Genomic DNA, 19,603 nt, shown 5'->3' with positions numbered 1-19,603 from the left:
GGCCTGCCCTTTCGATGGCCTGCCCGATGCAAGCGGATTCGCCGCCATCGGGTCAGCACCCAGGCAATCACCGTCGCGCAATCAATGGGCGTTGCGCATAAACCGATGAAAGCGACCGACTGACATCGATCTGCAATGCGAGTCGCATCAGACTGTCATCAAACCCAGCCACTGGCACGGCATTCGGACAGCCAGGGGGGTTCAAAATGGCTCATGTCGCTTTTCGCGCGCGCTTGTTGCTGGGCGCAGCACTGCTCGTCGTTCCTGTCATCGCCGTGGCTGGACAGGTCACAGGGACCATTGCCGATTCGTCAGGCACGCGCGTGCTGCCCAGTGCGGAAGTGACGATCGTCGAGCTGGGCCGCCAGGTCGAGGCGGACAGCAACGGCCGGTTTCGCTTCACCGATGTGCCCGCCGGCAACTATACCCTGCGCGTCCGATATGCCGGTGCCGATACGGTCACGATGTCGATCACGGTCGATGCGACCGGCGAACTGGTTCAGGACATCCTGATCGGCGGCGAAGGCGAGATCCTGGTCACCGGCCAGCGCGCGACGCTGGCCAGCTCGCTCAGCCGCCAGCGCAATGCCGACGGGTTTGAAAGCGTGCTGACCCGCGATTCGATCGGCCAGTTTCCCGACCAGAACGTCGCCGAATCGGTCCGCCGCGCGCCCGGCGTCAACGTGCTGAACGATCAGGGCGAGGGCCGCTTCGTCGCGGTGCGCGGGCTTGACCCCAATCTGAATGCCGCCGCGATCAACGGCGTGCGCGTGCCCGCGCCAGAGGCCGATGTTCGGGGCGCTGCGCTGGACGTGGTCGCGTCCGAGCTGGTCGAATCGATCGAGATCAAAAAGTCGCTGACCCCGGACATGGACGCCGACACCATCGGCGCGTCGGTGGAGATCAATACGACCAGCGCGTTCGACCGCAAGAAGGACCTGCTGGTCGTCAGCGCCGAGGGGTCGTTCAACGACTACACCAACCTGGTGACGCCCAAGGGCAGCGTGAATTTTTCGACGCGGCTGGGCGACAATTTCGGCATTTCGGGCGGCGCATCCTATTATCTACGCCGGTTCGAGACCGACAATGTCGAAATGGACGGATGGGGCACCGACGACAACGATAACCGCTTCGCCGATGCGGTCGAGTATCGCGACTATGACGTCCGCCGCCTGCGCACCGGCGGGTCGCTGTCGTTCGACTGGCGCGCCTCTCCCGACACGGTGCTCTATGCGCGCGGCATCTATAACCGCTTTTCGGACCAGGAGGATCGCCGCCGCCTGATCATCGAGCTGGACGAGGATCCCACCGCATCGACCGGACAAACCGCCAGCTTCGACAGCGCCGACGGTCGCATCCGGGTCGAGCGCGACCTGAAGGACCGGTTCGAGGTGCAGACCATCCAGTCCTATCAGGTGGGCGGCGAGACCAATACCGGGCCGTGGCGCATCCAGTATCAGGCCGCCTATTCCCGCGCGGCGGAGGAAGAGGACGGATCGATCGATCCGATCACCTTCCGCCGCGATTTCGAGGATGAGGACAACCTGACCATCGCGTTCGACTACAGCAATTACCTGTTGCCACGATTCACCGTCGGGGGCGGCGATGCCGCGCTGTTCGACACGCCGACCGAGTTCGAATTCGATTCGTTCGACCGGACCAGCCGGTCCAGCTCGACGGATCGCGAATGGACGTTCCGCACCGATGTCACGCGCAGCTTCGCGCTGGATCAGGGCCAGTTCGACGTGCAGGCGGGCGGTAAGGTGCGCTTGCGCGAAAAGCGGTTCGACCTGAATGTGGATACGTTCGACGGCTTTGACGGCGATTTCACCCTGGCCGATGTACTGGGCACCCAGACCTATCGGCTGGCCGATCTGGGCAATCTGGTTGCCAAGCAGGGCGAGCGCGATTTCCTGGACGCCAATGCGGCAGGGTTCGAACGCGATGCGCTCGGATCCGGTTTCGATTCCATTGCAGAGGACTATGCCGTCGGCGAGGACATCTATGCCGGCTATCTGCTCGGCCGGTACCAGACCGATGCGCTGCGGATCATCGGCGGCCTGCGCGTCGAGCACACGAAGAACGACATTCGCGGCAACACCGTCACGCTGAACGAGGACGGCGAGGATGACGAACAGCTGATCGTCGCACCCAACCGGGTCGAGCGCAGCTATACCGACTGGCTGCCCAGCATCGTCGCGCGGTACGAGGCGGCCGACGATCTGATCCTGCGCGCGGGCGCGTTCAAGAGCCTGGTGCGGCCGGGGATCGGCCAGCTGGCACCCCGTTTTGCCATCGAGCGCGACGGCGACGACCTGGAGGGCGTGTTCGGCAACCCCGATCTGGTTCCCTATCGCGCTTGGAACCTGGATATCGGCGCAGAATGGTATTTCGCCAAATCGAGCGCGTTGCAGGCGGGGTTCTTTTACAAGGACATCGACAATTACATCATCGCCGTGACCTATGAGGCCGATGATGCGCCGTTCAACGGCATCTACCGCGACATTCCGTTCACCGAGGCGGAGATCCCGCAGAACAGCGGCAAGGCAACGATCCGCGGCTTCGAGTTCGGCTATACCCAGCTGTTTTCGATGCTGCCGGCGCCGTTCGACGGGCTGCTGACCAATTTCAACTATACCTACACCGACACGGATGGTCAGACGTTCGACGGCGACACCGGGGACCTGCGCGACATCGCGCTGCCGGCGGCGTCGAAGCACACGTTCAACGCGGTGCTCGGATATGAAAAGGGTCCGATCAGCCTGCGCCTGGCGGGCACCTACCGCGACCGGTATCTGGACGAGGTTGCGTCCGTCGCCGAAGAGGACCGGTATGTCCGCCAGCATTTCCAGCTGGACGCCAGCGCCCGCTATCGCCTGAACCGCAATTTCCAGCTGTTCGGCGAATGGGTGAACATCAACAACGCGAAATATGTCGCCTATCAGACCGGCCCGGTTGCCCGGAACCTGCTGCAGTACGAGGAATATAGCTACACGCTGAAATTCGGCGTGCGTGGCAATTTCTGACCCGGAGCGAGTGATGAAGCCGAACCCGCTGTTCGTCCCGCTGCTGGCGGTCCTGTGTGCCGCCTGTGCGGAATGGCAGGGGGAGCGGCCGCTGCCGCCTTCCCCCCTGCCAACGGTCAATGTCCCGGCGGCGGGGGAAACCGTGCCGGTCGCCACGCCCAATGCCGATGCGGCGGACGATCCGGCGATCTTTGCGAAGGCAGACGGCGCACCCCTGTCGTTCAAGGGCAAGGACGAGCCGGGCCTGATCCTGGGCACCGACAAGAAGGCGGGGCTCTATGTCTTTGCCCTTGGCGGCGGCGCGCTCCAGTTCTTGCCCGACGGCCTGCTCAACAATGTCGATCTGCGTGCTGTGGGCGACGGCTTTATCGCTGGCGCGTCGGATCGCGGGCGGATGGGCATTGCATTCTATCGCTATGCCGGCAGCGGCGAGCTGGTCCCCGCCGGGTTCGTGAAGTCCGACGTCGTCGAGCCCTATGGCTTTTGCATGGGGCGGCGCGGGGATGCGCTGCTCGCGGTGCTGGTCGCCAAGGACGGCGCGACACGGCAATATCGGCTGAGCGACGACGGCACCACCGTTACCGGCGTCGAGGAAAAGCGGTTTGCGGTCGGCAGCCAGTCCGAAGGGTGCGTGGTCGATGACCGCACCGGGGCGCTGTATATCGGCGAGGAGATGACTGGCTTGTGGCGCTATTCGGTCGATCCGGCCGATGTCGCGCGCACGCCGGTATCGATGCTAGCCGAGCAGCATTTCGTGCCGGATGTCGAGGGGCAGACGATCATCCGCGAGAGCGACCGCGCCTGGCTGATCGGATCGAGCCAGGGCGACAGCGCCTTTGCGGTCTTTGCGCTGGAGGAGGCAAGCCAGCGCTATGTCGGTCGGTTCCGCGTAGCGGCGGCGGGCGGCGTGGATGCGGTGAGCGGCACCGACGGGCTGGATGCGTGGAGCGGGCCGATCGGTGCATTCCCGAACGGGCTGCTGGCGATCCAGGACGATGTGAACGAGGGCGGGCCGCAGAATTTCAAGCTGGTCGACTGGCGCGCGGTCAAGGCGGCGCTGGGGATCGAATAGGGCGGAAGGGAGACCCTCACCCTTCCCACCGCTTCGCGGCGGGCCCCTTCCCTCTCCCGCAAGCGGGAGAGGGAGCGGAAATCCGGACCGGTCGCACGAGCGGTCATCATATGCCCGTGCTCCCGCGAAAGCGGGAGCCCAGGGTTTCACAGGACAGTCCATTGTAGCCCTGGGCTCCTGCTTTCGCAGGAGCACATGACGTCTATCGCGCCGTACCCGCCTCCGCCCGCGCGGGAGCGAGCAGGACGGCGTTGGCGAGCAGCAGGTCGAGCCCGCCCAGATAGCCGCGCGTCACCGGGCTTTGCGTGAAGCCGATGACCAGCCCCTCTCCGCGCGGCTGGCTGATCACGAACGGCTTGAAGGCGAGTTGAAGCCGGTTTTCCTCCCAGAGATAGCCGCTGGCGACCAGGCTGTCGGCGGCGGCGAAGCGCAGGACATTGGTGCCGTCGGCGGCGTTCACCGGCTTGAAGATCGACGTGCCGGAGACCAGCGCGGTGGCATCGGTATAGCCCGATGCCAGCCAGTGATCCGGATCAGCCTCCACCCGCACCAGCGCGCCGGGCACTTCGTCGGGGGATGCCTTGGGATCGTTCACCATGCGCTCGTAATCGGACAGGCTGGCGATGCGCGTGCCCTCTTCCGGGGCGGCGGGCTTGTCCTTGTCCTCTTCCTGAAACGCCTGTTCCTCGGTGGTGGCCAGCAGTTTCAGGCTGTCCGACGTCAGCGCGCCGGTGGCCGAGCCCAGTGCCACGACCACCCCGCCCTGTTCGACGAACGCCTTCAGCGCCGCCGCGCCCCGGTTTCCGAGCAGCGGAGCGAACCGCCCGGTCGTCTCGGGCAACACGATGACGTCGTAATCGGCCAGTTTCGCCGCGCCCATGGTGCGCACCCGGATCGGCGCGACGGGCAGGCCGAGCTTGCGTTCGAGGACGTAGCGGGCCGCCCCCGCCTCCCCGCCGGAAGTGCCCTCGTCCCAGGCGAGCGCGATGCGCGGCGCCTTTAGCCGGGCAAAGGCGTCGCTGCCGAAATTGGGGCCGCGATCCACCCAGCTCGTGTCCAGCGTGACGACCTCAGCCCCATGCGCCTCGGCCAAGCGGGCCAGCCGCTGGGGCAGGTCGGCGGGATTGCCCTTGGCCGGGAACACCACCGTGCCCTTGCCGAAGTCGCGCCCGTCGCGGCTGAACGCCTCGTCCGTGGTCGACGCGACCAGCCCTTCGCGCAGCGCCGCGATGACGAACCGCGCCTGACCCGCATCGGTCCAAGGGACAGCATAGCCGAAGCCTGCGCCGATCGAGGCCATGGCGGGCGGCGGCGCATCGGATGACACAGGCTCGCCCGACGCTGCACCCGCCCCGGCGCAGGCGGTGGCCGATACCCCCTCCATCAGCGGCAGGTTCCAGGCGGTCACGTCATAGAGCAGGTGCGGCAGGCCCGCTTTCCTGCGCCGTTCCTGTTCGGCCATGAATTGCTGCGGCAGGGCGACATCGCGGTCGAGCAGCGCGCGGATCAGGCGGCCATTCGGCTGTGCCTTGTCCACCACCAGCGCACCCATCGGATAGCTGCGCCCGCAGATCGTGCCCGGGCCGGTGCGGGTGACGGCAATCCCCTGAAACGCCAGCGTCGATGCGAGCCGTTCGGCCTGGCCGCGACGGACGGCGCGGTCGATGACGACATAGCGGTCGGACGCCCGCTCGCCCTCTGCAACCGCAGACCGGCGGAAATCGGCATAGTCGGAGAGATAGCGTTCGCGGCCATTGGCCAGCGTTTCCAGCGTGGCCATCGCCGCGATGAAATTGTTGAACACGCCGTCGCGATAGGTGAGCGTGGTGCCGTCGCGGCGTTTCCAGGCAAGCCCACGCGGCGATGCCTGTTCAAAGGTCGAGGCGATGCTGCCGTTGAGCGTCGGCCACATGTCGCCATAGCCGGGATAGAAGGCGTCATACACTTCGCGCGTGAAATAGGGGATGCCGTTGCGGTCGAACCAGGCGGCGCGATTGCGCCCGAACTCGCTCTGCGCGGCATTCTGACGCGAGGTGATCAGCGGATTGACCGGATCGGCGGGCGGCCCGAAATAATAGCTGTCGTCGCCGCTCATCTCATGGCTGTCGATGAACACCATCGGATTCCACTGGCGATAGGCAGCGACGCGCCCGCGCGTTTCCGGCTGGGTGAGCGCGAACCAGTCGCGGTTCATGTCGAACAGATAATGGTTGGTCCGCCCGCCGGGCCACGGCTCGTCATGTTCGGCGGTATAGCGGTCGCCCTGCGGCTCCAGGCCCTCGGCGGCCTGAAACCCGTTGACGAACCGGGCGCGGCCATCGGGATTCTGGCTGGGGTCGATGATGACGATCGTCTCGGCGAGGATCTTGTCGACCAGCGGATCGCCCTGGGCCGACAGCAGGTGATAGGCGAGCGCCAGCGCGCTGTCCGGCGGCGTGATCTCGTTGCCGTGGATGCCGCCTGCATACCAGGCGATGGCGGGGGTGCGCGCGATGATCGCACTGCGCTCCGCCGGGGACAGCGCCCGCCCCTCCGCGAGCCGTGCGGTATCGGCCTGGATCTCGGACAGGCGGGCCAGATGCTCGGGCTTGCCGATCACCAGATAGACGAGCGGCCGCCCCTCCCATGAGCGGGCATAGGTGACCAGTTTCGCCCGGTCGGGCGACTTTGCAGCCAGTGCCTCGAGGTAGCGGACCAGATCCTCCGGCCGGGTGATCCGTGCGCCGCTGGCATGGCCGATAACCTGTTCCAGCGTCGGGACGGCGGCATCGCGCTGCGCCTCGATCAATCCCTGCGCCGGTGCCGGGCCAACCGATGCCAGCATCGCCGTCGCCATCAGCGCCGCCCGCAACCCCAATCCAGTCCTGTGCATCATGCCCCCGATCGATCGCCGAACCCCTGTGCTAGCGGATGCCATCCCCAGCGCAACGGTCAAAACAGGCCCTGGACCTGTCCATCGGCATCGATGCGGATCGCCTCTGCCGCCGGCACGCGCGGCAGGCCCGGCATCGTCCGGATGTCGCCGCAGATCGCAACCACGAACCCGGCCCCCGCCGCCAGCCGCACGTCGCGCACCGACAGGATATGCCCGGTCGGTGCGCCCAGCGCCTGTGGATCGGTGGAAAAGCTGTACTGGGTCTTGGCGATGCAGACCGGCAGATGCCCGTATCCCGCCTCCTCCCAACGGGCGAGCTGTGCGCGTACTTCGGGCGAGGCGACCGCCGCCTCGGCGCGATAGATGCGGGTGGCAACCGTGTTGATCTTGTCGATCAACGACAGATCGTCGTCGTAAAGCGGCGCGAATTGCGACGGGGCGTCGGCGATCTCGACCACGCTCCGCGCCAGTGCTTCCGCGCCCGCGCTGCCATCGGCCCAGTGGGTACAGACGATCGCCGGCGATCCATGGTCCCCTGCAATGGCCGAAATCGCGGCCAGTTCGTCGTCGCCGTCGGTATGGAACCGGTTGATCGCAACCACCGCGGGCACGGCGAACTGACGGACATTTTCGATGTGCCGGACCAGGTTGACCGCACCGCGGCGGACGGCATCCACGTCGTGCCGGGCCAGATCGCCCTTGGCGACGCCGCCGTTCATCTTCAGCGCCCGCACCGTCGCCACGATGACCACGGCATCCGGCCGCAGGCCCGATTGACGGCATTTGATGTCGAAGAATTTCTCCGCGCCCAGATCGGCGCCGAACCCGGCCTCCGTCACCACATAATCGGCCAGTTTCAAACCGGTGCGCGTCGCGATCACCGAATTGCAGCCATGGGCGATATTGGCGAACGGCCCGCCATGCACCAGCGCGGGATTGCCCTCCAGCGTCTGCACCAGATTGGGCTTGATCGCCTGTGCCAGCAGCACGGCCATTGCGCCATCGGCATTCAGGTCGCGCGCCGTGACCGGCCGCCGGTCGCGAGTATAGCCGACCACGATCCGGCTGAGCCGCGCCTCCAGGTCGTCCAGCCCCTCGGCCAGGCACAGGATCGCCATCACCTCGGAAGCGACCGTGATCTCGAACCCCGACTGGCGCGGAAAACCATTTGCCGCGCCGCCCAGCGACTGCACCACATCGCGCAGCGCCCGGTCATTCATGTCGAGCACGCGCGGCCAGACGACCCGACGGGTGTCGATGCCCAACGCATTGCCCCAATAGATGTGATTGTCGATCATCGCCGCCAGCAGATTGTGCGCGCTGGTGATCGCGTGGAAATCCCCGGTGAAATGCAGGTTGATGTCTTCCATCGGCACGACCTGCGCATAGCCGCCGCCGGCCGCCCCGCCCTTTGTGCCGAAACAGGGACCGAGCGAGGGTTCGCGCAGACACAGCATCGCCCGCTTGCCGATCCGGTTCAGCGCATCGGCCAGGCCGACCGAAGTCGTGGTCTTGCCCTCGCCCGCAGGCGTCGGGTTGATCGCGGTGACCAGGATCAGCTTGCCCGCGGCATCGTCCGGCAACAGCCGGCCAGTGTCGATCTTTGCCTTGTAATGGCCATAAGGCTCGACCGCGGCCGCCGGAATGCCGGCACGTTCGGCAATTTCCAGGACGGGGCGGATCGCAGCAGCGCGCGAGATTTCGATATCGGACAGCATAGCGTCCTCTATCACGCCGCAAGGCCAGGGCAATCACCGCCCGATGCGCCAAGGCCCCGGCAATATAATCAGAGAAGGGGATATTGGTCGGGGAGACAGGATTCGAACCTGCGACATCTTGCTCCCAAAGCAAGCGCGCTACCGGGCTGCGCCACTCCCCGACCGGAGGGGCGACATAGCGGCGAAACCGCGCCCGCGCCATCCCCAATTCCGTCTGGTGGGCCCGGCAGGATTCGAACCCGCGACCTAGCCGTTATGAGCGGCCAGCTCTAACCGCTGAGCTACAGGCCCATCAGACGAGGGGGCGGCGTAGCGGAAAGGCGATGGGGCGGGCAAGCCCCGCTTCAATGCGCCGCATCCATCACCGCCACCAGTTCGGATTCAGCGATCGGGGCAATGCCCATCCGGTCGAGCTGATCCAGCATATCCGTCCACCAGCAGTGAAACGCCGCCAGATCGGCGGCATCGCGGACATAGGGCGTGTGGCCGGGCACCAGCGACGGCGAATGGAACGAAAAATTGAGCAGCCGCACCCCGTGATCGACCGCCACGCGCACTGCCTCCAGCGCATCGGCCAGGGGCATTTCCTCTGGCGTCAGGGCGATGCGGCGGAGCAGCCCCGCCCGTGCCAGCGCGCCGCGCGCCAGCGGCACCCGGCCCAGCATCCGTTGCAGCCGCCGCCCCCTGTCCCCCAGCCCACCGACGAACACCGTCGTCAGCGGCAGTTCCACGAGCCGCCCGCCAGCGGTGGGGCGAAAAGGATGATTGGCGATGGCGCGGAAATCCGGGCCGCCTTCGCCCGAATAATCGTACCGCGACCGCATCGAGCTGTCGATGCGATAGCCCTGCGCCTCGATCAGGGCCAGCGTATCCGGACCCAGGCCATAGCGGCCGGCGCGAAACACCCGGGGCGGTCTGTCGAATGCCTGTTCGATCCGATCGGTCAGTGCAGCGATCTTTGCCGACTGCAAGGCGGGCGGCAGATTGCCGAGAAAGCTATTGCCCGCCCCCACCGCCTCTTCCAGCGGCGGATTGACCCAGGGGTGAAGCTGCGCCCCGATGGCGGAGCGGCCATCGGCCAGCACCCCGCGCAGGATATCGATAGCAGCGGGATCGTCGGCGACCGGATAATCGATCAGATAGGTGATCGGCACGCCGCGTTCGGCAAAGCGGCGATGCGCATCGGGCAGACCGGCAATAGCGCTGACCGACCGATTGGCTGGCGACAACGGGGCCGCCCAGTCGAATTCCTCTTCGGTGTCGACGAAGATCGTGAAGCGCGTGCCCAGCGCAGCAGGCAGCCGGACGAGCTGCGACCGATCGGGGGCTGCCGCGCGAAACGGCCCGGAAGCCCTGGCAGGAAGCTGGCCCGATGCCACCGTCAGTGCTGTGCCGTCCGCTCCATCACCCGACCATCGACCGCCGGCAGGGCAAGTGTCAAGCGATCCGCACCGATGGTCAGCGCGCCGCCCAGTTCCGCCGCCAGGCGCGACACCAGCCGCAGCGTAAAGCGTGTGCCAAGCGGCGTCAGGTCGTCGGCGCCGTCAGCCTCTGCTGCCGCCAGCGCATCGGCATCGACCGTCAGCCGCTGCGGCCGGGTGAACGATAGAGTGACGCAATCGGCCGCCCCCTGTTCCTGGCCAACCGCAATAACCTCTTCGGTTGCGCCGTGCGCGACCAGGGTCGCCATCAGCCGGGCAAGCAGCCGCTCGGTCCCGCGCCGGTCGGCATCGACCGCGCCGTCGATTGCGCCGATGGCGACGCGTGTGCCGCGCAATTCGGCCAGCGGCGCCAGATCGGCGGCGATGCCTTCCAGCATTGGGGCCAGCGCGACCTCAGCCGGCCGCAGCTGCAGTGCCTGCGCCTCGATCCGGGCAGACAGGTCCAGATCGTCGATGATACCGACCAGTTCCCGCGCCTGTGCGCGGATGGCGCTGGCGCGCTCCCGATAGACGGACGGCACCGGTCCGAGCATTTCGCTTTCGATCAGCTCGGCAAATCCCGTGATCGCACCCGCAGGGGTGCGCAGTTCGTGGACCAGTTCGCGCAGCGTATCGATATCGGCATCGGGCCGCACGACCGCCTGTGGCTCCGCCCGTTCGTCGGCGCGCGGCCGCCGGGCACCCCCCGCATAACCGGTAAAGCGTCCGGTTGCGGAATCGAACAGGGGCATGGCGGACACGCGCCATTGGCCGCCCGCATCGCTGCTGCCCGCCACGAACAATCGGCTGTTGCGGAAGCTGGACCGCTTGCGCCACGCGCCTGCGACCCCGGCATCGAAACCCGTTTCGCCCGCCCCGCCGGTCTGGGTGAGCGCAAGCCCCACCAGCGGTGCGCGAGTCACCCCCTCGACCACCCGGATGACGCCGTGCGCGTCTGTTTCGAAGCGGAACCCGGCGGCAGCATCCGGGCCGCGCGCCTCTTCCCCGTCCTGAGCCGGCTGACGACGCTGATGCGCGTCGATCAGGGCCATGACATCCGCGATCCGGAACGGCCCGTCGGCATCGGCAGGCGGCGTCGGTGCGGGGGCGGCCGGTTCGGAGGCGGGCACCGCGTCCGGTGCGACACCCGCTGACGGTGCGAACCAGGATGCGATCGGGCTGGGTTCCCGTTCGGCAACGGGGGGCACGGCATCGCCGCCGCTGCGGGCACGGCGCATGGCCTCGGCAACCACCGGGATGCCCATGGCGACCGTGGCGAGCGACTGGAACGGCGTGGCGGCGGGCGCGGCAATGGGTGCCGGCGACACTTCGGCTTCCGCCTCCGGGCCGGGTTCGGCCGGGGGTGCATCGGGAGCGGCGAGGACGGGAACTTCACCGGTCGGCATCGCCGGTTCGACCGGCGGCTCCTCCAGCGGAACGTCGGCGTCCGGCGTGGCTTCGGCAGCGGGCAGGTCCGGCACGTCGGCATCCGCCATCCGGTTTTCCGCCGGGCGCTGGTCGTCGAGCACGAAATCCGCCGCCCCGAATGCGGCCAGTGCACGCTCGACGGCGGCGGACAGGTCGCGCCGATGCCGCAGCACGGCCCGTCCAGCGCCGCCCAGCCGGGGCAGCAATTCGGTCCATTCGGCATCGTCCAGATGCGCCGTCCGCAAAACCGGCAGCGCCACCATCGGCTCGTCCTCGACCAGCAGCGCGACCAGACCGGCAGGGGGATCGGCATAAGCCAGCCCGCCGGCACTGGCGATGCGGACCGGCAACGGCACCTGGGGGCGCAGCGTGCGCAGCCGATCGAGCACCGCCGCATCGACATCGACCCGTCGCCGGCCGATCAGGTCGATCAGCTGGCGCCAGGCCGCCGCCCGTCCGGACGGGGTCGACCAGTCGGCGGCAAGCACCGTTGTCAGCGTGTCGTCAAAGCGCAACTGAACCGTCCGTTCGGGGTCACCGGACTATTCCGGCGTCAAGGAATCCTTAACCGGTTCCGCCCTGCCCACAAGGCGCTGATTTTGGCACGTCGCATTGTGGGACAATTGCGTTGCCGCGTAATTATCTTATGCTCGCCCCGGGCCGCACGACAGAATCGCGGCCCTTCATGGAGTGATGCGAATGGCGTTCGACCGGATCGACCGGCAAATCATGGCCCTGTTGCAGGAACAGGGCCGAATGACCAATGTCGAATTGGCCGAACGCGTCGGATTGACCGCCCCGCCATGCCTGCGCCGGGTGCGCGCGCTGGAGGAAGCGGGCGTGATCCGGGGCTATCATGCCGAACTGGATCCGGTTGCGCTGGGCCATCCCATCACGGTGTTCGCACTGGTCAGCCTGCGCAGCCAGGCCGAGGCCGATCTGGCCGCGTTCGAACAGCATATCGCCACCATTCCCGAGGTGCGCGAATGCCACATGCTGAACGGAGAGATCGACTTCATCCTGAAGATCGTGTCGACCGACCTGAAAGGCTTTCAGGAACTGCTGACCACGCAGCTGACGACCGCGCCCAACGTCACCAGCGTCAAGACGTCGCTGACCATCCGCACCGCCAAGCATCTGCCCGGCATCCCGGTCTGAACCGGGAATACCGGGCATGATCGCTGCCGTACGCTGAGGTCAGGCGGCGGGTGCCGCGCCGCCCTTCAGGTTCAGGTGCAGCGTCCAGAATGCGGCCAGCTCAGCCAGCGGCGTGCCGTTGAGCGCCGCAAAGCTGGTCTTTGCCGCCGCCGCATCACCGGCCTGGGCCTGGGCAATGCCGACCCGCAGCCGCGTCTGGGCTTCGTCCACGCCGCCCTTTTGCAGCGCCAGCTGGTACAGTTCGACCGCCTTGGCCGCCTGTCCCTGCGCCAGATAGCCATTGGCGGCCAGCGCGGCGAGGCGGCCATTGGCGGCACCGCGCGCATCCTTTTCCAGCGACGCCAGCGAACTGTCGGCGGCGATGCCCTGCTTTGCCGATGCCAGCAGCGCGCGCGCATCGCTGCTGCCTGCCGGGATCTTGCCGCTGCGCTGGCCGTCCTCAATCACCGCGATCGTTTCCTGGCGCAGGCCGAGCTTGGACGCTTCGTCGGCATAGATGATGTAATCGGCTTCACCCGCCAGGGCGTTGGTGGCCCGCATCAGCCGGTACAGGTCGATCCGCTGGTTGCGGTCGGCGGCCGTATCGCCATTCGCCTGGTTCTGACGATAGGTGAGCAGCATCGAGCGCCAGTTCTGGGGCGTCGGATAATCGGTCACCAGACGGCGGACCCATTCGTTCGCCGCCTGGGGCTTGTTGGCGCCCAGCAGCTTGCCATAGGCATAGCGGTACCAGGTATCGGGCACGGGCTGGCCCGCCGCCTTGGTCGCCTTCACCGCCGCGTCGATTTCCGCGACGCCGCCTTCGACGTCGCCGGAATCGATGAGCGCGGTGCCGATGCGCAGCGGCAGATTGCCGTCGCGGCTGCCCAGTTCGCGCGCCTTGCGCAGATAGGGCAGCGCCTCGGCCGGCTTTTTCTGGTTGAGGGCGATGACACCGCGGCTCAGGTTGAACGCCGGCAGGTCCTGTGCCTCGGTCTTGGGGCTGGCGATCAGATAATCGAGCGCCTGGACGATCCAGGCATCGTCCTGCTTGATCTCGCCGATCTTGAGCCGCAGCCGTTCGTTGATGAAGCGTTCGTCGTCGTTGGAGACTGCGGCATTGGCCAGCGCGAACTGGGCCTCCGCTTCGGGAATGTTCTTCGCCGACGCCGCCGTATCAGCGGCCAGCGCGGGCACGCGGAACGCCTCGGAAATCTTGGGCGCGGCCGCGACAGGCTCTTCCTTCTTGCGGCGCTGCGCTTCGACGGGCGCGGTGGTCAGAACGGCGGTGGCACCGATTGCCAGGACCGTGGCCAGGGCGGCCTTCGAAACCAGTTTCATCCTTATCAATCTCCTTTGCCGTCGGCTGGGGGACGCCGGGCGCAATGTTGCTCTATCGGCCACCCGGCCATGGTTCAAGCACGTCCCGTCCCCGCCGGGCGATGCCTATGACCGACTGAACCAAAATTGAATGGAAGCGGCGAGGTTCCCTGCATTGGCGCTTTGATTATCGCGGTCGCATCCCTAGCTAGCGGCGATGCTAGCCGTGATTTCCCCCGCAAAGACGCTGGACTTCGACAGCGCGCCCCCGCCCTTTGCCGCGACCAACCCCGTTTTCGCGGACCAGGCCGATGCCACTGCGCGCAGCGCGGCGCGGCTGGGCGCGCAAAAGCTGGGCGAATTGATGCATATTTCGGACAAGCTGGCGACGCTGAATGCCCGGCGGTTTCGCGAGTTCGACCAGGCGGAGGCGCGGTGCGCGCTGTTCGCGTTCGCCGGCGACGTCTATCGCGGGTTCGAGGCGAGGACGCTGGAGCCGGAGGCGGTGGCCTTTGCCCAGGATCATATGCGCATCCTGTCGGGCCTGTACGGCCTGCTCCGCCCGCTGGATGCGATGAAGCCGTATCGCCTGGAAATGGGCACCCGCTGGGCGCCGGGCCGGGCAAAGGACCTCTATGCCCTGTGGGGCGACCGCGTGGCGACCCAGATTGCTGCCGATGCCGATGCGGCGGGCAGCGACACGATCCTCAATCTGGCCAGCCAGGAATATTGGCGGGTCGCCGAAGGGCGATTGCCGCCGGGCCTGCGCGTCGTCACGGTCGATTTCCGCGAGGACGGGCCGGACGGGCCGCGCTTCGTCAGCTTCAACGCCAAGGTTGCCCGGGGCCTGATGGCCCGGTGGATGTGCGAGCATCGGATCACCGATCCGGCGGCGATGAAGAGGTTCGACCTTGACGGCTATCGCTTCGTCGCGGGCGAGAGCAGCGACGATGTGTGGCGGTTCCAGCGCGTGCGCCGGGCGGAGGCGGCATGAGCGTCGCGGTCGTCATCGGGGCGTCGGGTGGCATCGGCGCTGCGGTCGAGGCCGCACTCAAGGAAGAGGGCAGCTTTGCCAGCGTGTTCGGCTTTGCCCGCTCCCGCACCGGGGCGGATCATCTGGACATCCTGGACGAAGCCAGCATTGCAGCGGCGGCAGCGCGCGTGGCAGCGGCGGGCGCGCCCGACCTGATCTTCGTGGCCACGGGCGTCCTGAGCGAAGGCGAGCGCGGCCCGGAAAAGGCAATGCGCGACCTGGACGCCGAATGGCTGGCCCGCGTCTATGCCATCAACACCATCGGCCCGGCGCTGGTCGCCAAGCATTTCCTGCCCCTGATCCCGCGCAACGGGCGGCCGGTGTTCGCCGCATTGTCGGCGCGGGTCGGGTCGATCGGCGACAACCGGCTGGGCGGCTGGCACGGATATCGCGCGTCCAAGGCGGCGCTGAACATGATGGTGCGAAATTTCGCCATCGAGGCCAAACGGCGAAGCGAGCGCAGCGTCGTCGTCGCCCTGCATCCCGGCACGGTTGATACCGGCCTGTCCCGGCCGTTCCAGGGCAATGTCGCGCCGGGCAAGCTGTTCGATCCCGAACGCGCCGCCCTGCAGCTGCTGGACGTAATCGACGGGCTGAAACCCCAGGACAGCGGCAAATGCTTTGCCTGGGACGGCAGCGAGGTTCCCGCCTAGAGCAGGAAATCCCCCTCGGTCAGCTGGGCCTTGGTCACGCCGAGCACGACGACCAGTTCGCCATTGCCCAGATCGATGGCGACGCCGCCATTGCCGTCGACGATCGCGCCCTGCAATTGCGCATAGCTGGTAAAGCCGATGCCGCGCAGGTCGATATCGTCGATTCCCGCCTGGAAATCGGCGATGACGTCGGCATCGGTGCCCCGGCGGATGACGAAGCGGTCCGATCCCGCCTGGCCATAGAGCACGTCGACCCCGGCCCCGCCGTCGATCACGTCGTTGCCGCCCCCGCCGATCAGCAGATTGGCGACGTCGTTGCCGGTAAGCGCGTTGTCCAGATCGTTGCCGACGCCGAACAGGGTATCCCCGTTCAGCACCAGATTTTCGACATTGGCATAGAGGTAATAGCCGCCATCGGCGATGTCGGCGATCACCGTGTCGGTGCCGCCGCCCGCCGCCTCGAACGTCAGATCGGCACCGGTATCGACGAAGTAGCGATCATCGCCTTCGCCACCGTCGAGCAGGTCATAATCGCCCAGACCCGACGCGCCGTACAGATCGTCGTTGCCCGCCCCGCCGACCAGAATGTCGGTGTGAAACCCCTCGCCGCCGCGCAGGATGTCGTTGCCCGCCTCTCCGTACAGGGCATCGGCCTGATCGCCGCCGTCCAGCGTGTCGGCCCCGGCGCCGCCGACCAGATAGTCGATGCCCGTGCCGCCGGCGAGGATATCGTCGCCATCCTGGCCGAACAGCTGGTCGTTTCCGGCCATGCCGCCCACTTCGTCGTTGCCCGCACCCGCGATCAGCAGGTTGCTGCCGCCATTGCCGATCAACCGGTTGTCCAGTTCGTTGCCGACGCCGAACAGATCGCCGGAGCCGAGCAGTTCCAGATATTCGACCTGGCTCCACAGATAGTAACTGGCGGTCGAACGGACCGTGTCGATGCCGCCGCCAGCGCCTTCATAGATGATGTCATCGGCGCGATCGACGACATAGAAGTCGTTGCCGCCGCCTCCGACCAGCGCATCGATGCCAGTGCCCGCGCTGATGAAGTCGGTCCCCGCGCTGCCAAAGATGACGTCGTTGCCGCCGCCCCCGTTCAGCTGGCCCCCGGCCACCGCCGATGCGATGATCAGATCGGCCCCGGTCCCGCCGATGACCGTCGGCGCGGCCAGCGTGACCTGGCTGAGGTCGATGGAATTGCCCGAATTGCTGAGCGTGATCTGCCGCCCCAAAAAGCCGTTGGGACCAAAGATGACGGTTCCGCCGTCGGCCAGGGTCAGGGTGCTGACGCTGATTTCAGCAAAGCCGTCCGCCTGGGTCGATGTAAGCGTCAGGTCGCCGCCGACGATGCGTTCGATATCCGCCGAGAAGCTGAGGCCCGACAGGTTGATCGGCCCTTCGCCCAGCACGTTGATCGAATCGAACCCGGTGCCGCCGATGAAGCTGTCCCCGGCGACGGTGCCCGTTCCGATGGTGAAAATGTCGTCGCCCGCGCCGCCGTCATATCGGTCGATGCCCGCGCCGTCCTCGATCGAATCATTGCCGTCGCCGCCGAGCACCAGGTCGTCGCCTGCGCCGCCGATCAGCACATCGTCACCGCCGCGGCCCTCCAGCCGATCATTGCCGCCATTGCCGCGGATCGTCTCGCCGCGCCCGGTGCCGAGCACACCGTCATTGCCCGCGCCGCCATTGACCGCAAAGAAGCTGTCGCCGAAGCTGGTCGCGGCGCCGAGCACCACCTGATTGCCGGCATCGCTGAGCGTCAGTTCGCCGCCGGTCACGATGCCGGTGAAATCGATGGCACCGCCGGTGGCCAGCCTGACCTCAGGAGCCTGGATCAGCCGCAGGGCCGCAAGCTGCGCGACGGTGGCGCGGATCGCGTCGTTGCCGGTCGCCCGGATTTCCTCGACGCTGGCATCGATGACGGCGGCAGACAGATCGCGCAGTCCGCGGGTCGTGCGCGTGGGATCGCCCTCGATCAGGATGGTGTCCGTACCCGCACCGCCGATGAAGCGGTCGCCCGTCGATACGGCCTCGCCATCGGCCAGGATCAGCTGATCGTTGCCATCGCCGCCGTCCAGCGTGTCAACGCCCGCACCACCGCGCAGTTCGTCCGCGCCGCCCAGCCCCTGCAACACGTCATCGCCGCCATTGCCCGCGAACCGGTCGCCGCCACCCGTGCCCAGCACTGTGTCCGCGCCCGATCCGCCGTCGACACGAATGACGGCGTTGAACGTCGATTCCCGCAGGTCGAGGCTGTTGGTGCCGTTAGCGAGCACATAGGCCCCGGCAGCGCGCCCAACGGCGGCAATGAAGCTGCCCGCGCTGGTGAACTGGATGGAACCCATGTCGAGCTGTCGCAGCGCACCGGCCTGAGCCATGCTGATCACCAGACGGCCCTGGCCCCAGACCCCCTCGATGCTGGTCAACTGATAGGCGCCGAAGTCGAACACGGTGCCGGCATCGGCATCCTGGATCCACAACAGATCGTTGCCGTCACCGCCATCGATCACGTCGCGGACCGAATAGCCCTCGTTCAGCTTGACGCGGAATTGATCGTCGCCGGTCCCGCCTTCCATCCGGTCGTCGCCCAGCCCGTCGAAGAAATCGTCATTGCCCGCGCCGCCCCGCGCGATATCGTTGCCGTCGCCGCCGGACAGCGTATCGTTGCCGCCGCGCCCCTCGATCAGGTCGACGCCAGCGCCTCCGTCCAGATTGTCGATCCCCTCGCCGCCGATCAGTTCGTCGTCGCCGCCATTGCCGGACAGGATCACGGTGTTCGGCCCGCTGTTTCCGGCCAGGGTCACGCGGTCGTTGCCGTCGCCCGGCTGCAGCCAGCCGCTGGTGAAGCGATTGCCGGTCAGATCGACCAGGCCCGATCCGGTGATCCGGAACAGCCCCTCGATCGCGTTCAGCTGAGCCAGAGTGGCGAAACCGATGGTGACGAATCCACCTTCGGCAACCAGGACCTCGACATCGCGGTCGATGGTCAGCGCCGTCAGATCGATTTCGGCGAAATTGTCGTTGCGGATGACGACCCGGTCATATCCGGCGCCGCCCGTCACCCTGTCGCCGGCATTCACCTCGATCGGCGAACCGAAATAGATGGTGTCGTCGCCCGCACCCCCGTCGATCCGGTCGACGCCGGTGCCGCCGACCAGATAGTCGTTGCCTTCCCGCCCCTCGATCACGTCGTCGCCCTCGCGGCCCTCGATCGTGTCGGCGCCCGTGCTGCCGATGACGGTGTCGTTGCCGCCCTGGGCATAGACGCTGACGCCGATCGGCCCCTGCCCGACGCCGGTAACGGTGACGCCGCCGAAATCGATCCGGTCGTTGCCGTTGGATGTGACCAGCCCCATGAAGCCGAGGTTCATGCCCGCAAAGCTGATGTCGACGGCGGTCGAAAAGCGGAACTGGCCGCTGATCCGCTCGAACGAGCGCAGCTGTGCCTCGGTCATCTCGACGCTAGAATTGGCCTCAAGCACCTCGATATCGGCAGGCAGGGTGACGGCGCGCAGATCGAGAGGAGTCGCGATATTGTCAAAGACCAGCGTGTCGCGCCCCGCACCGCCCACCAGTTGCGCCAGCGTGCCAAGATCGACGCTGTAACCAAGCACGATCCGGTCGTCCCCGGCCCCGGCATTGATCCGGTCCAGCCCGTCATAGGCAAAGATCTGGTCATTGCCGTCGCCGCCGTTCAGGACGTCGTCGCCCCCCTCGCCGTCCAGCCTGTCGTTCCCGGCACCACCGGTCAGCGCGTCGTTGCCGTCGCCCCCGCGCAGGTCGTCGTCGCCGCCCTTGCCGTCGATGGTATCGTTGCCGCCGAACCCGGCGGCATAGTCCGCTTCCTCCGTCCCGTTGATGACATCATTCTGCGGACCGCCCAGAAACGTACCCATACCCCTCCCCGCGGCGCA

The 19,603-nt window shown here is 67.0% G+C and carries 11 protein-coding genes and 2 tRNA genes; 5 read left to right on the top strand and 8 right to left on the bottom strand.

Annotation, left to right across the window (positions count from 1 at the left end; translation table 11 throughout):
- Positions 1-206 precede the first annotated feature (206 nt).
- Both ACPVPU_RS07575 and ACPVPU_RS07570 read left to right on the top strand, forming a co-directional pair.
- The gene (locus ACPVPU_RS07575) at positions 207-3,026 is read left to right on the top strand and encodes a TonB-dependent receptor (RefSeq protein ID WP_448660361.1); all 2,820 of its coding nucleotides are present in this window, start codon (positions 207-209) and stop codon (positions 3,024-3,026) included.
- Positions 3,013-4,098, top strand: a complete 1,086-nt coding sequence (locus tag ACPVPU_RS07570) for a phytase (RefSeq protein ID WP_448660360.1) — start codon at positions 3,013-3,015, stop codon at positions 4,096-4,098. The genes ACPVPU_RS07575 and ACPVPU_RS07570 overlap by 14 nt, the downstream gene beginning before the upstream one ends.
- A gap of 202 nt (positions 4,099-4,300) precedes the next feature.
- Here the strand turns inward: ACPVPU_RS07570 and ACPVPU_RS07565 are convergent, their stop codons facing one another.
- From ACPVPU_RS07565 to ACPVPU_RS07540, 6 genes are all read right to left on the bottom strand, one after another.
- Positions 4,301-6,973, bottom strand: coding sequence for a M14 family metallopeptidase (locus ACPVPU_RS07565; RefSeq protein WP_448660359.1), 2,673 nt, complete (start codon positions 6,971-6,973; stop codon positions 4,301-4,303).
- 56 nt (positions 6,974-7,029) lie between these two features.
- Positions 7,030-8,691 (bottom strand): formate--tetrahydrofolate ligase, encoded by a 1,662-nt coding sequence (locus tag ACPVPU_RS07560; protein WP_448660358.1) that lies wholly within the window; start codon positions 8,689-8,691, stop codon positions 7,030-7,032.
- A gap of 84 nt (positions 8,692-8,775) precedes the next feature.
- A tRNA-Pro gene (locus ACPVPU_RS07555) sits at positions 8,776-8,852 on the bottom strand.
- A gap of 54 nt (positions 8,853-8,906) precedes the next feature.
- Positions 8,907-8,982: transfer RNA gene (locus ACPVPU_RS07550), tRNA-Ile, on the bottom strand.
- Between the two features lie 53 nt (positions 8,983-9,035).
- On the bottom strand, positions 9,036-10,070 hold the full coding sequence (locus ACPVPU_RS07545) for a polysaccharide deacetylase family protein (protein ID WP_448660357.1): 1,035 nt from the start codon (positions 10,068-10,070) through the stop codon (positions 9,036-9,038).
- A 2-nt stretch (positions 10,071-10,072) separates the two neighbouring features.
- On the bottom strand, positions 10,073-12,055 hold the full coding sequence (locus ACPVPU_RS07540) for a sensor histidine kinase (RefSeq protein WP_448660356.1): 1,983 nt from the start codon (positions 12,053-12,055) through the stop codon (positions 10,073-10,075).
- A gap of 184 nt (positions 12,056-12,239) precedes the next feature.
- Between ACPVPU_RS07540 and ACPVPU_RS07535 the strand changes: the two genes are divergently transcribed.
- Positions 12,240-12,698: an Lrp/AsnC family transcriptional regulator gene (locus ACPVPU_RS07535; protein ID WP_448660355.1), complete on the top strand. Its 459-nt coding sequence runs from the start codon at positions 12,240-12,242 to the stop codon at positions 12,696-12,698.
- A gap of 39 nt (positions 12,699-12,737) precedes the next feature.
- On the opposite strand, the gene ACPVPU_RS07530 is transcribed toward ACPVPU_RS07535, so the two are convergent.
- Positions 12,738-14,018: a tetratricopeptide repeat protein gene (locus ACPVPU_RS07530; RefSeq protein ID WP_448660354.1), complete on the bottom strand. Its 1,281-nt coding sequence runs from the start codon at positions 14,016-14,018 to the stop codon at positions 12,738-12,740.
- A gap of 196 nt (positions 14,019-14,214) precedes the next feature.
- Here ACPVPU_RS07530 and yaaA point away from each other — a divergent pair, with 196 nt between their 5' ends.
- Both yaaA and ACPVPU_RS07520 read left to right on the top strand, forming a co-directional pair.
- The gene (gene yaaA / locus ACPVPU_RS07525) at positions 14,215-14,991 is read left to right on the top strand and encodes a peroxide stress protein YaaA (RefSeq protein WP_448660353.1); all 777 of its coding nucleotides are present in this window, start codon (positions 14,215-14,217) and stop codon (positions 14,989-14,991) included.
- Positions 14,988-15,683, top strand: a complete 696-nt coding sequence (locus ACPVPU_RS07520) for an SDR family oxidoreductase (RefSeq protein ID WP_448660352.1) — start codon at positions 14,988-14,990, stop codon at positions 15,681-15,683. Before yaaA ends, ACPVPU_RS07520 begins: the two co-directional genes overlap by 4 nt.
- On the opposite strand, the gene ACPVPU_RS07515 is transcribed toward ACPVPU_RS07520, so the two are convergent.
- Complete coding sequence (locus ACPVPU_RS07515) at positions 15,680-19,585, bottom strand: beta strand repeat-containing protein (RefSeq protein ID WP_448660351.1); 3,906 nt, start codon at positions 19,583-19,585, stop codon at positions 15,680-15,682. The genes ACPVPU_RS07520 and ACPVPU_RS07515 overlap by 4 nt on opposite strands.
- Between the last annotated feature and the right edge of the window lie 18 nt (positions 19,586-19,603).

The sequence above is a fragment of the Sphingomonas paludis genome (assembly GCF_053502515.1).
The sequence above is the reverse complement of the archived record's forward strand: the minus strand, read 5'-3'. Positions and strand labels throughout refer to the sequence as shown.

Coding starts and splice junctions, on each gene's coding strand:
- ACPVPU_RS07575 (WP_448660361.1), top strand. CDS start 207: ATGGCTCATGTCGCTTTTCGCGCGCGCTTGTTGCTGGGCGCAGCACTG.
- ACPVPU_RS07565 (WP_448660359.1), bottom strand. CDS start 6,973: ATGATGCACAGGACTGGATTGGGGTTGCGGGCGGCGCTGATGGCGACG.
- ACPVPU_RS07560 (WP_448660358.1), bottom strand. CDS start 8,691: ATGCTGTCCGATATCGAAATCTCGCGCGCTGCTGCGATCCGCCCCGTC.
- ACPVPU_RS07535 (WP_448660355.1), top strand. CDS start 12,240: ATGGCGTTCGACCGGATCGACCGGCAAATCATGGCCCTGTTGCAGGAA.
- ACPVPU_RS07530 (WP_448660354.1), bottom strand. CDS start 14,018: ATGAAACTGGTTTCGAAGGCCGCCCTGGCCACGGTCCTGGCAATCGGT.
- yaaA (WP_448660353.1), top strand. CDS start 14,215: ATGCTAGCCGTGATTTCCCCCGCAAAGACGCTGGACTTCGACAGCGCG.
- ACPVPU_RS07520 (WP_448660352.1), top strand. CDS start 14,988: ATGAGCGTCGCGGTCGTCATCGGGGCGTCGGGTGGCATCGGCGCTGCG.
- ACPVPU_RS07515 (WP_448660351.1), bottom strand. CDS start 19,585: ATGGGTACGTTTCTGGGCGGTCCGCAGAATGATGTCATCAACGGGACG.